A 13,583-nucleotide genomic window follows, 5' to 3' on the forward strand; every position below is an offset into this window, starting at 1 on the left:
GTACATGTAACGTCGACGACAGAAAGGATGGACATCTTGAGGAAGACAATTATAGCATTAACGACTTTTGCTATTGTTTCTACTAGTTTTGTAGGAAAAGCCTATGGTCAGACATATACCGTTCGATCGGGTGATACGTTATATAAAATTGCCAAAAACTACGGAACGACCGTTCAAGCGATAAAAGATGAGAATGGACTAACTAGTAATGTCATTTATGCGAATCAAAATTTGAATATTCCGTCAAGTACAAGAAAGACGTATACCGTGGTTTCAGGTGATTCGTTATATAAAATTGCGAACAAGTTTGGCGTCACCATCCAACAATTAAAAACTTGGAATCGATTAAACTCTGATCGAATTTATGTTGGCCAAACGTTAGTGGTCGCAAACAACAGTCTAACCAATACGTATCACGTGAAACCAGGGGATACATTAAGCGGTATCGGGAAGCGTTTTGGTGTTACGGTAGGACAATTGAAAGCATGGAACAACTTATCATCAGACGTTATTTATGCCGGCCAAACGTTAAAAGTAAGCGCTCCATCAACGAACAAATATGTCGTTCAGCCAGGGGATACACTTAGCCATATTGCGAAAAAATACAATGTGACTGTTCAACAGTTAAAAGCGTGGAACGGGTTAACTTCCGATCTAATTAAAGTAGGTCAAACGTTAACGGTGTCAAAGCCAAGTACCACTAGCCAAAGTGGATCTGTTCCAACACCAACCAAAAGCTTCTCTTCTCGTTTAGTAGAAGAAGCGAAAAAGCACGTTGGAACTCCTTATGCATGGGGCGGAACTTCTCCATCAGGTTTTGATTGCAGCGGATTTATTTATTATGTATTTAACCAAGCTGGAAAAAGCATTCAACGGTCAACGACAGAGGGATATTTTGCCCAATCTTATAAAATTAATCAACCGAACGTGGGAGACCTAGTCTTTTTTGCCAACACGTACAAAGAAGGCATTTCCCACATGGGAATTTATATTGGAAACAATCAATTTATTCATGCAAGTAGCTCAAATGGAGTTGCGATTACTAAACTTGATAACCCGTATTGGTCCAAATATTTTGTAGGCTATTATCGCTTTAAATAAAAATAGAGAAGTGAAGGCCATCGTGCCTCGCTTCTCTATTTTTTATTTAAATATTGATATGTACGTTCAACCATCGCCGCAAATTGCGCTCTTGTCATCGGTTCATATGGACGGAAGTAATCTTGTTTCGTAATAATTCCACGAGCGGCTAAGTTTTGTACAGCGATGTAAAATTCGTCTGATTCTTTTATATCTTGGAACGGATAAGGTTGATTTACGTCAATCAACGTGTCAGCAAGGTTTAATGCCCTAGCTAAAATTAACGCCATTTGACTTCGTAATAATGAACGATCGGGGTGAAAATATCCGTTTGAATACCCTTTTAATACATTTCGTTGGGAGGCGTGTAAAATCGAAAGCGTTGCTTCATCAAGCGCTACCGATAAGTCGACAAACGGACTTTCGTACGGCACCGTTCCATCCCACTGTAAGAGGCGGCTCATCATCATCGCTGCGTGGCGCCTTTTAATGGACGCATTCGGTCGAAACGTTCCGTCATTGTACCCGTTGATGAATCCGTGTGTATAGGCTCCTTTTATTTCTTGATAGGCCCAAAAGCTCGATGGGACGTCGGAAAACGTCTCTGTTGAAGGGGATAGATTTTGAACAAACGTTTGATTAGTATGAATCAAAGTTTGGTCCTCAACAACTACCGATAATACTCGAAAAATTGGGTTCGTGCCTTCAAATGAGATAGGAATGGAAAGCATGGTGTTATCGATTTTGAAGTCGATGTACGGTTCTCCGTTTAACGCAATATGTAACGACTCGCCCATTAGTGATGGTGAAACAGTAAGTAAATAGTTTCCTTTTTGCCCCATCTGTTGGTTATATAATGTTAACCATTCCAATTTGTTTGGAGTAATGGATTCAAACGGAGTTGTCATTTGAATGAAACCATGTCCCGTTTCTTTGTCAAACCCTCTGTTCCCAATATCCAAGGATCCGAGAAACAGTCGGGACCGCCATCGGACGATGTCTTCATCCGGATATTCATATTTAATGAGGGCAGCAAGGCCAGATACCATCGGCGTAGCCATGGATGTCCCGTTTAATCGTCTATATTCATTTTCTCCGTATGTACTTAAAATATCAGTAGCCGGCGCACTGATATCGACTTCCCAGCCGAAATTAGAAAAAGAAGCGCGTTTCAATGTAGTATCAACACCAGCAACTGTAATCACATATGGATAAGATGCAGGATAAAAAAGTTCCGTCGACTTTCCTAAGTTTCCAGCCGCTGCAACGACCATCACATTTTGCTGAAAGGCTTTCGCAATAGATTGCTCGAGCATGACGGTTTTCCCTTTTCCCGCTAAGCTTAAATTGATGACATCGACATTTAAGGATAGTGCGTCTTCTACGGCTTGACTGATTTCAAAGTCTCCACCTAATCCGTTCTTATCCAACGCTTTTAACGGAATGATATCGATTGGTGCCTGGCCGACGACACTTGTCATGCCAATTCCATTATTCGAACATGCTCCTAAAATCCCTGTGACATGGGTTCCGTGACCATTCGTGTCGTATGGATAGGTCATGCCTTCACGAAAATCTTTTCCGAGACTGAAAAGAATGTTGTCACAAAAATCGACGTGTTCGTTCGCTCCGGTATCAACAACGGCAACGGTGACGTGGTCCACGCCGATTAGCCTTTCAATCACAGGGTGTGTCTTCCAATGATCTTTTAACGTAATGGTGACGGTAAGTTTCGAATAGCGTTTTTTAGGAAGAAGGACATCAAGGGTAGGAAGACCTCCTTCATTTTGGGCAAGAAGCTGACCATTCTCGTCGTACACAGAAAGTTCCCAGTTATGTTCAACACGGGATAACGTAACAGACAGACGAGAAAGTTGTTCGTTTGGTATGTCAATCTCAAATTCGTTCGCAAAAAACGATTGCCCCGTATAAGAAAAAGATGTTTCGTCGTATGTAATCGTTTGCTCCCACAGCTTGTTTTCTTGTTGTGGATACTGTTTAAATACAGCATGGGATTGAATGGCGACTAATGCCCATTGTTGATTGTTTAGTGGGTCATTTGGAATAGAGGAAACTATGGATTTAATAAAGTTCGGTTCTATCTGGACAATGTTTGGATGTAAATGGTGCCATGCTTCAATGTCTTGATCGTTCGCCCATACTTTAAGCATATGTTTATGACGCTCTGTTTTTATGTTCGGATGCTGAATTTGAAACGTTTCCGCTGCTTCTTCTGAATCAAAATAAAAAATCCACTCTTGAGTGGAAGCGAATACTTCGTTGCTAGGATAAAAGAATAGGAAAATAATAGGGAATAAAAATCCAAAAGTCCAGCGTAACATAGATGTCCCTCGCTTTTTACAGTAGTTCCTGCTTCTATTATACTATCGACATTTTTTCATAATCATTTAGAGAATCTTCCTGGTAGTTGTTTTAAAATACTTGAATTATTGCTCATAAAAGAGGAATTTTTTTCACAAAGTAGGAGTTTTTCCCATGACCTTGAAGATTTTTCCCATAAATCGGGAGTTTTTTCTCATAAATGTAGAATTATTTCTCATAAAGGTGAGGTTTTGCTCATAAAAAGTAGAATTTTCTCATAAAAATGGAGCGGTAAAAATTCAAAAGCAGCCGATTTGCTCACAAAAGAGGATTTTTTCTCACAAAGTAGGAGTTTTTCCCATGACCTTGAAGATTTTTCCCATAAATCGGGAGTTTTTTCTCATAAATGTAGAATCATTTCTCATAAAGGTGAGGTTTTGCTCATAAAAAGTAGAATTTTCTCATAAAAAATGGAGCAGTTGAAATTCAAAAGCAGCCGATTTGCTCACAAAGAGGATTTTTTCTCACAAAGTAGGAGTTATTCCCATGACCTTGAAGATTTTTCCCATAAATCAGAAGTTTTTTCTCATAAAATAAGAATTATTTCTCATAAAGCAGAAGATATGCTCATAAAAAAAGAATTTTCCCTTAAAAATGGAGCACGTCTCAAAAGTTGGTTGTCGCCTTCGTCAAAATTGGCAACGGCTAAGTTTTTCTTATGCTTTCAAAAGGCTGCAATTTATGAAATTTACTCAATTTATATCAATTTGGAAATGGTAAATAGTTAATTATAGAAAAAAGGATCACCAAAGGAGGAACTCCGTTGATGATCCTTTTTATTCCTATGATTTGTACACCGGGATATCAAAGTACAAAATGTAATGATCAATTAAGTCGTAAAGCTTTTTAATATTAAATACTTGTTTTACTGCCCAACCGATATCCGTTGCGTATTGGTGTACGCCTGGATTCGCTGGGTTCCATCTCATTTTGTATAACGTATTTTGTTGATAATTTGGATTGTTAATATAAGACTTGGCAATAAATTCAGCCCCGCCGATAATGGCTGCTTCAGGAGTAAACCAACCGTTTTTATACGCGGTTTCTGCTCCACATTTTAGCGCGCATGAATCATACGCACCAATACCGTACATGTTGTAAACAACTTTCGGTTCGACCGGTTTACCATCGACGGAAGTGACTAACACGCCGTTTGCCAATGTCGATGTGCCGTTACCCGTTTCTAGTAAGGCATGGGAGATTAAATACATTTCGTTAATGCTATGCTTTAGGCTTGCTTCGACAAAGGCTTGACCTTTTCCGGATAAAATCCCTTTGTTAATTAACACTTTTTCGTTTAACTCGTCAGCGCTAATGCCTGCATTTTGGGACAACACAAGGAATTGGAAATATTCTGCACTGCCTTTGACATAATTGTATGGGTCTAAATAACGCTTTACATCTTCAGGTTTCGCATTTCGCCATGTTGTAAATTTGATTTGGAGCCAGTCCCCTTTTTGGGCTAAAACTTGAACCGTTTGACCTTGTTTAAGTTGGCCAACAATCCAATAGTTCGTTCCAGCTCCTTCACGAACGTTTAGCACAGAGGCTGTAACGACGCCTGTTGTTGGGAAAGATGTACCGTTTAGGTTTATATAATTTTTATGTACATAGGCAGGGTTGTTTCGATATAAATCCGTTTGTGGATTTTTCGTCATTTGGATATCGACCATTTGTTCTAAGGTTACATCATATTTTGTATACGTAATAATTGGACCGGCAATGACATGTCCTTTATAGACATATCCAATTCGATTGCCTAATGAGACTTTCCACCAAGATCCGCCATCTGCTAATACTGGGTAATAGGTATTGGTCAGTAATGTAGCAAATGGAACGAGTTTTCCGCCTGTATTGTCGTAGACTTTAACCTCTTCTTTTACAAGGAAACTAATGTCTTTATTTTGGAGATTTAATGTGTCTAAATTGGCAACTTTCGACGCACTTGATGGCTTCGTGGACTCTTTCCATACATAACCGTGACCATCCCCGAACTCGATTTGGTGCCAGTTGCCAATATCTCTCACACGTTCATACGTTTGTCCTTTTTCAAGTAGTGCGACTTTCTTTAAATATCCCGCGCTATTATCGTAGACATAAACGTTGTCTTCATACACTTCAAAATAACGATCAGTCGATTTGAATGGTCGTTTAATAGCTGAATCATGAAGATAACCTACTCGGCCCGCGATGTTTACGCGATACCAATTACCCATTTTTGAAATATAGGTAAGTGTAACACCTTTTGGAAGTGTGACAAATTTGACGAGCTTCCCTGTTGAATTGTCGTACACACCTGTTTCAACAATAGTAGTCAACAGCTCACTACCTGTCGAAGTTGTTTGAGTTGGGACTCTTGTTGTTGGTTCTGTATTGCCTTTGTAAACATACCCGATTTTGTTCCCGAAATAGACTTCTAACCAGTTTCCAGAAATTTTACGGAACGGATATGCTTCACCTTTTACAAGTTCGGCGACTTTGACGAGCTTGCCCGATGAATTATCGTAAATTCCTAATTGATCAATTAAAGGAGTAAAATAACGGTCACTACTCAAGTAGTTGAGCTGGACACTACCAGAATAAACATATCCTAACCGACCAGATACATTTACCTTGTACCAATTACCTGCAACTCCAACAATCGGATACGACACACCTGGTTGAATGGTTGCAAATTTAACAAGCGATCCTGTGGAGTTATCAAAAACGTTAACCGCTGTTGAGGAGACAAATGTTCGCTCCCCATTTGGTGCATTGTTTAAATTAGGGACTTCACTTTTTTCTGCAGGTACAGTAGAAGGTTCGTAGACGTATCCATATCCGTTACCAAATCGGATTTGATGCCAGTTACCAAGGTCTTTGATCCGCTCGTAAACCTGTCCTTCATATAATACTCCGACTGGAACGAGCTTCCCTGTACTATTGTCATATACAACGACATTTTCGACGTTTACGCGGAAGTATTTGTCGGTCGAAGCGAAGGTGACAGGTGCTGACTCAACTGTTACCGATTCATCGGTTACTTTTTCGGTCTCGTTCGTCTTATTTACCGAATCACTTGTGGTTTCTTCAGTTTCCGCTGTTGTCGCATCCGTCATTTCATTTGATTGATTATCCTGTGATTCTGTGGAAGTATTTTCAGTTGCTTCGACTTCTTCCTTCAAAATGAAACCGGTAATTCCTGCGAATTCTACTTCATAATATTGGTCGGTTTCTAAAAGAACGTTCACCATAATAGGTTGTGTGAATGATAGGATCGTTTCGTTATTTTCAGAAACGATCGTGCCGTAAGGTATTTCTAGTTGTTGGACGTCATCTGTGAAAGCCGGTTCGTCTGTGCTTTCTATTGGTTCGACTTTTTCTGGTAAAACAAAATACTCAGATTCTACGATGATGCGAGAATCATCCCATTGTCCCCAAAACGTTGTCCCTTCTAGCAACTCACCAACCGGCTCTTCGTTCAGTGAGTATAATATCGTCGGTTCAGTCGTTTGGAACATATACAGCGATTCTTCGACTGCCGATGGGGGACCATCTGTCATGGCTCCAACAGATGAAAAAGGACTGATCATCAGAACGGTGACCAGTATGAACGTAAACATTCGATGAATCATGACGCATTAGACTCCTTTTTTCTATTTTTTCCTTCCATATTATAAAATTAGTAGATATGTTTTTTAATAGTCAAATAGGGGGAATTCATTTGGAAATAATTACTTTTCCCCATTATCGTGTGATCTATGGTAAACTAAAATCACCAACCGAGGTCTTCTTTCTGATAAAGAATGAAGACCATTAAGGGGATGGTCCGTTTTGGATCAGCCCCTTTTTTGTTGAGCTTATTTGCCCTATTGAAAGGAAAATGATCTTTTAAACAGCTGAAATTGATGACAATTCTGTACTGTAGCTTAGCCCATTTGTTCTTTATCCTTTTCGAAAAATTTACAGTTTCAAAATATTTGCATAGGTACAATTCCCTAAAATAATCTCCTATAAAAATACTAATTCAGCCTTCTTCACCTATTATTCCCATTTCATTATACTAACATATTGAAACAATTCAAATAGTTTCCTAGAATGGAAGAAGATTTTTCTATTACTTTCATACTAGGAGGCAGCTTTACATGAAATTCCGAACGATGTTTATCTTTTTACTCGCTTGTATGGGTTGTCTTGTAGGTGGTATGTCCATACAAGCTAGAGTTGTTACGCCAGGGGTCGAATATACAAAAGAATCGTTTCAGATGAGTCAAAAACCGCAAGTAGGAAACTTATTAGAGATCGATCTGTCGAATCCACACATTCAAGTCGAATTAGGAATTCCTCAACCGTTGACGTCCCTTACACCAACATCTCGCTTTGCGAAAAACAATACATACGATGAGCATCACGTTGTTGGAGCGATTAATGGTTCTTTTTATCATTTACAATCGCGTTTGCCCGCATATTTAGTTTTGAAGAATAATAGAGTTTCAACGTTTGGAGTCATTTCAACCGGCAACGATGAGTATATGAGCGTTCCATCTGCTTTTGGAATTTTACAAGACGGAACTGCGAAAATCGGAACGTTTCAATACGATATTTCATTTGAAGTTGGTGGAAAAAAAGGTACGGTAACCTCGATTAATAAACAACGAATGAATAAAGAAATTATTTTATATACACCATCGTATAGCTATTCGAGCACGCGGACAAATTCTTATGGGATGGAGATAGTGGTTAAGCAAGCTACACCTCAATTGGATGAAGGAGTCCATCTTGGCCAACCGATACGTGGAGTAGTTGCCGAAGTATATCCGTACGGAACTGGAAATGCCCCGATTCCACAAGATGGGTTTGTTATATCCATTCATAGTGGGGAGTTAGCTGCCCAATATAGTCATATCGAGCCAGGTGAAGAAATTGAGCTTATGATTAATGTCTCTGGTGAGTGGAAAAATGCCCAGTTTATGCTGGCAAGCGGTCCGTTATTAGTGCAAGAAGGAAAGGTGAAAATGACGATTGATGAGACAAGCAGTCGGGCGCGTCAACGGAATCCGCGAACGGCTGTTGCAGTGGATCAAAGTGGTCAGCGTGTATTTTTTGTGACAGTTGATGGACGGCAACAGGGGTATAGTGAAGGGCTAACGTTAAAAGAATTCGCTCAATATTTAGTAGAAAAAGGGGCGTATTATGCACTTAACCTAGACGGCGGTGGGTCGACGACAATGGCCGTACGTCAATATGGGGACAAATATACTTCCGTTGTAAACAGTCCTTCGGATGGAAGCGAGCGTGCGGTATCAACGATTTTACAAGTAGTGAGTACGTCTCCTTTTGGCCAGCCAACCTATTTTGAGTTTCGTCTTCAAGGTCATTCGACATTGCTCGTTGGTTCCAGCGTGGATGTAGCAGAACAATTCGTGTTAGACGAATTTTATCATCCATTGACAATAAACAAACAACTCATTCGCTATGAAGTAGAAGGAAATATTGGACGTATGGAAGGAAATACGTTTGTAGCTGAGCGGTCTGGAACAGGATTTATCGTCGGCTATTATGAAGGAGCGGTTAAAAAGATACCGGTTAAAGTCATCGATGCTCCAGCACGAGTAGAAGTGACTCCTAGTAATATCACAGCTACGGCAGGGGAGTCGGTTTCATTCACAATTCAAGCATTTGATGCCGATGGAAAACTATTAGACCTCCGAAATCAACAAGTTTTATGGTCATTAAGTCAACCAATAGGAACGATTTCTAACAATGGTCTGTTTATTGCAGGAACAACTAACGGTACTGCTGAAGTCATCGCTAATATTCGAGGTACGGTCGGAAAATCAACAATCAACGTACGAACAAAACCGCTTATTCTCGACTCGTTTGAAAAAGGGGATTGGAACGTGGAAACTGTACGGTCCGTGGCGACGATTTCGTTTACCGGTTACGACCAGCCATTGTTCCATGGATCGAAAACATTAAAGCTCCAATATAACTTCCAAAAAGGAGAAGAAGGTACGAAAGCAGCCTATGTCGTTCGGACATCTCCTCTCGCGATTCCTGGAAATCCTTCTTATCTGGGCGTTTGGGTATATGGTGATCAGGGCAAGCATTGGTTAAGAGGAACAATCATTGATCAAAGCGGCAAAGAGTATACGGTGAGTTTTACCAAAGAAGGGGGACTAGATTGGACGGGCTGGAGGTACATTAAAGCACAAATACCTTCAGAAGTTACCTACCCTATTCAATTAAAACAACTGTATGTGGTCGAAACGAACAAAGATCGATACAACACAGGGACCTTGTACTTCGATCAGTTGCAAGCGGAATATGGCACGTCACACGAAGAACCTTTGTTTCATGACATTCCAAACGATTTTTGGGCGAAAAATGAAATTCAATATTTATTAGAACACCACCTCATTCAAGGGTTTTCAAATGGGTATTTTAAACCAAACAACAAATTAACTCGCGCCCATGCGGCAGTCTTGTTAGCGAGAGCACTGAACTTACCAAAGGAGGGAATCACTCTTTCCTATCAAGATGTACCGGCAAGTCATCTATATTATGCGGAAATTGCTGCAGTTACGAAGGCTGGCATTATGAATGGAAAGCAAAATGGTAGGATATTTGATCCGGACGGAACGTTAACACGGGCACAAATGGCCGCTATTTTAGTTCGTGCGTTTTCACTGAAAGGAGATACCAAACAACCGTTCAAGGATGTCCCATCTTCTTACTGGGCGTACAAAGAAATTCATGCATTATACGCCAATCATATTACCGTCCCTTATGAAGGCCATCTATTTAGACCAAATCATCCAGTGACTCGAGCGCAGTTCAGTACGTTTTTATATCGAGTGTTACAAAAATAAAATATTGTTCTAGCTCAATAGGAGTCAATTGGCAGGTATTGTAGATTCCTCGTGTCGAAAATTCGCTTGATGATGGGAATGAATGTCTGTATGATAGAATGAGAGTAAAATATACCCGATGGAGGGGATGTACTTGTCGAACGGTATCGACCAAGCACGAACGCTAATTATTGTCCCGGCTTATAACGAAGAAGAATCGATAGGACATACGTTACGAAAATTATTATCCATTAAAAAAAATCTACCTTCCATTGATATTTGTGTGATTAATGACGGCTCAAAAGACCAAACAGCGCAAGTCGTTCGTCAATTTGAAGACGTTGTCTTGATTGACTTACCATATAACTTAGGCATTGGAGGAGCCGTACAAACCGGCTACAAGTATGCTTATAAAATGGGGTATGATGTGGCGGTGCAATTTGATGCTGATGGACAACATAACGAGGCGGATCTCATCGCTGTCATCCAACCGATTGTAAATGGCGAAACCGATATGTGTATCGGTTCGCGTTTTGTCCAAAAAACGGATTATAAAGGTAGTATTTTTCGCCGTATCGGAATTTATTATTTTGAATTACTCTTATTCTTGTTAACAGGGAAGAAGTATACCGATGCAACGTCAGGGTATCGCGCTATTAATAAAAAAGTGATTGAGCTTTTTGCGCGTGAATATCCAAAAGATTACCCTGAACCAGAAGTCATTTTGTTTTTGCATCGGAAAAATTTTCGAATCAAAGAAATTTCGGTTCATATGAAGCAACGACAAGGCGGCTCTTCTTCCATCACTCCTTTCCGCTCGATTTATTACATGTTAAAAGTAACCTTATCTATTTTGATGCAAAAATTAATTAAGGAGTAAAGGAAATGAGCATTACGTTAGTTTCTTTTGGGATTGTCTTAATATTGTTATTGACAGTCATTGAAGCGGTTCGACGCGGGGCGTTAGAAACGAAATACTCGCTCCTATGGATTTTTATGTGCGTTTCGATGGCAATCTTAAGTTTAAGTGAAGGGTTCATTAATCAACTCGGCGAATGGATGGGTGTTTTTTATCCCCCATCCCTTTTATTCCTCTTCGGTTTACTATTTGCATTCTTACTCATTTTTGATTTAACCCGCCGAGTATCGAAGCTAAATAAAGAATTAACCCATTTAGCACAAGAGTATGCCATTTTGAAAAAACAATTAGAAGAAAAGGAACGGCAATCGTCATGATTTATTTGATGTTATTATTGAACATTTGTATGTTAGTCACTGGACAAGTATTATGGAAATTAGCAGTCTCCAACATCGTCGAATGGAATAGTTCGACGATTTTCTCTTTACTGGTTTCTCCTTACTTTTTAGGAGGAGCCTTTCTCTATGCACTGGCAACGGGAGTTTGGTTATATGTGTTGTCTAAGCTTCCGTTAAGTGTCGCTTATCCTTCGCAAAGCTTAAGCTATGTATTTGCAGCCTTTATTGCTCTCTTACTATTTAAAGAAACCATTGGTACGTCCCAATGGATTGGCATGGTACTCATTATTGTTGGGGTTTATTTTATTGCGAAATGAGAGGTGTGACTGTGAACGTATCACTGATAAAGCGTCATTCGTTGTTTTTAGTTCTACTTCTTATGTATATCATCGTGAATAGCTGGTTTCTTATGAAGCACCCTGGCTCAATATTTAACCAGCCCGAACGGTTCGGTGAGGCCATATCTACATATGGTTCCCGCGACGCTTCCCTTTATGCGAAAATGGCATGGCAACTAATAAACGAAGGAATTTACGGATATAACTCCGAAGAGCCGAATGCCTACGTAACTCCTGGTCAACCGTATTATTTAGTGGCGATTTTTAAAGTAGCTGAATGGATGCAGACAAACCATGTCATGTTAGCTCGCTTGTCCAATATGATTCTTAATATTTTAACGGTCGTGCTTATTTATACGATTTCAATAAAATTGTTTAAAAAGCAAACGATTGGTTTAGTGGCATCTCTTCTTTATTGTACGCACATTGCCCCGTACCATTATTTTCGGACAACGCTAACGGAAACGCCGTCGATTTTCCTGTTTTTACTTTCGATTTGGATCTTTTTAATGGCTCTTGAAACAGGCAAGTATCGTTATCATGTGCTATTCGGAATTGTTGCGTCCATTATGCTCATGTTCCGGCCGACTCCGGCGCCGATATTGCTGCTGGCGTGGGCGATTGTCTTATTGCGTCAAGGGTTTAGGGAAGGCGTGAAAATTGGCTTTATTTGGACGATTGGTCCGCTAGTTATTATGCTTCCTTGGGTGATTCGAAACATCTTATTGTTTGACCATATGTATTTATTTTCGTCACATTCAGGGGATCCGCTGCTAGCAGGGACGAATCCGTTTCATATGGAGGATTACCCAACGATTGTACAAACGGCTCGTGATTTAGGGGTAAGCTTTCAAGAACATGGATGGACGCGCATCAAACAAGGCTTCCAAGAAAACTTCCCATTATATTTCGCGTGGTTTACAGTTGGAAAAACGATTTGGTTATTTATTGATCCAACTGGAATTCCTGATGGGCTCGGACCCTATCAAGAGACGTTTCCAGAATTTTTATCAACCTTCTTTATTTACCAAAATGCGTTTTTAGCTATTTTTGGATTATTGTTTGCCTATTTATTCCGTAAGCATAAACCGTTCATGGCGTTATCCCTAGTCGTTCTCATCTACATCGTATTTTCTAATATATTTTTAACGATTCCGCGATACGGCTTAATTATCATGCCGATTCTTGCCATTATTACGGGGTACGGCTTATCGTTCTTGATTGAACAAATAACTGGAAAAGTCAAGAAATGGGCAAAATAAATACTCGAACGAACTTTGTTCTCTTTCATGGGAGCAAAGTTCTTTTTTTAGAGGCTCTACCCTAAAATAACTGTGGATAACTTTTACGGTTATTTCATTCATCAATGTGCCAATGGCAATTGGTATAAATGTCTTTTAAATGATACTGTTGATATTTATCATTTCGCTCCAGGCGGACGTTTTCCGCGGGCAAGCCGCAAGCCGTTTCCCTCGCTACGCTCAAGTATGGGTCTTGCGGCTTCTTGTTTCCGCTGGAGTCGCCCCGTGTGAACAACTTGATAAAAATCAACAATGAAACATAACATAGCCTTTTTGGAAAATCCGTTTCTTTTTTCATATGAGCGGGTGGTCTTTCTTTTCGGTACGATTAATCAACGATAGAGAGTCCCATTCATTGGTAGATTGTTTTCGTATATTGCAGTATCATAACTACA

Annotated in this window: 10 protein-coding genes; 7 read left to right on the plus strand and 3 right to left on the minus strand. The window is 39.9% G+C overall.

Annotated features, from left to right (window positions below; translation table 11 throughout):
• The first annotated feature begins 27 nt into the window (after window positions 1–27).
• On the plus strand, window positions 28–1,101 hold the full coding sequence (locus H0Z31_01365) for a LysM peptidoglycan-binding domain-containing protein (GenBank protein ID MBO8176086.1): 1,074 nt from the start codon (window positions 28–30) through the stop codon (window positions 1,099–1,101).
• A gap of 35 nt (window positions 1,102–1,136) precedes the next feature.
• Here the strand turns inward: H0Z31_01365 and H0Z31_01370 are convergent, their stop codons facing one another.
• Window positions 1,137–3,422: a S8 family serine peptidase gene (locus H0Z31_01370; GenBank protein ID MBO8176087.1), complete on the minus strand. Its 2,286-nt coding sequence runs from the start codon at window positions 3,420–3,422 to the stop codon at window positions 1,137–1,139.
• A 450-nt stretch (window positions 3,423–3,872) separates the two neighbouring features.
• Between H0Z31_01370 and H0Z31_01375 the strand changes: the two genes are divergently transcribed.
• Window positions 3,873–4,190 carry a hypothetical protein gene (locus H0Z31_01375; GenBank protein MBO8176088.1) on the plus strand — a complete coding sequence of 106 codons (318 nt, stop codon included), beginning with the start codon at window positions 3,873–3,875 and terminating at the stop codon, window positions 4,188–4,190.
• A 54-nt stretch (window positions 4,191–4,244) separates the two neighbouring features.
• On the opposite strand, the gene H0Z31_01380 is transcribed toward H0Z31_01375, so the two are convergent.
• Window positions 4,245–6,695 carry an N-acetylglucosaminidase gene (locus H0Z31_01380; protein MBO8176089.1) on the minus strand — a complete coding sequence of 817 codons (2,451 nt, stop codon included), beginning with the start codon at window positions 6,693–6,695 and terminating at the stop codon, window positions 4,245–4,247.
• A gap of 891 nt (window positions 6,696–7,586) precedes the next feature.
• On the opposite strand from H0Z31_01380, the gene H0Z31_01385 reads away from it, so the two are divergent.
• From H0Z31_01385 to H0Z31_01405, 5 genes are all read left to right on the plus strand, one after another.
• Window positions 7,587–10,313 (plus strand): S-layer homology domain-containing protein, encoded by a 2,727-nt coding sequence (locus H0Z31_01385; GenBank protein MBO8176090.1) that lies wholly within the window; start codon window positions 7,587–7,589, stop codon window positions 10,311–10,313.
• Between the two features lie 127 nt (window positions 10,314–10,440).
• Entirely contained in the window at window positions 10,441–11,172 is a 732-nt protein-coding gene (locus H0Z31_01390; GenBank protein MBO8176091.1) for a glycosyltransferase family 2 protein, read from the plus strand.
• Window positions 11,173–11,177: 5 nt separating this feature from the next.
• Entirely contained in the window at window positions 11,178–11,528 is a 351-nt protein-coding gene (locus tag H0Z31_01395; protein ID MBO8176092.1) for a DUF2304 domain-containing protein, read from the plus strand.
• On the plus strand, window positions 11,525–11,866 hold the full coding sequence (locus H0Z31_01400; GenBank protein ID MBO8176093.1) for an EamA family transporter: 342 nt from the start codon (window positions 11,525–11,527) through the stop codon (window positions 11,864–11,866). The genes H0Z31_01395 and H0Z31_01400 overlap by 4 nt, the downstream gene beginning before the upstream one ends.
• Entirely contained in the window at window positions 11,863–13,149 is a 1,287-nt protein-coding gene (locus H0Z31_01405; protein ID MBO8176094.1) for a glycosyltransferase family 39 protein, read from the plus strand. The genes H0Z31_01400 and H0Z31_01405 overlap by 4 nt, the downstream gene beginning before the upstream one ends.
• 158 nt (window positions 13,150–13,307) lie before the next feature.
• Here H0Z31_01405 and H0Z31_01410 read toward each other — a convergent pair whose 3' ends face one another.
• On the minus strand, window positions 13,308–13,454 hold the full coding sequence (locus H0Z31_01410) for a hypothetical protein (GenBank protein ID MBO8176095.1): 147 nt from the start codon (window positions 13,452–13,454) through the stop codon (window positions 13,308–13,310).
• Between the last annotated feature and the right edge of the window lie 129 nt (window positions 13,455–13,583).

Origin of the sequence: Bacillus sp. (in: firmicutes) (genome assembly GCA_017656295.1) — a bacterium.
GTDB lineage: Bacteria > Bacillota > Bacilli > Bacillales > JACDOC01 > JACDOC01.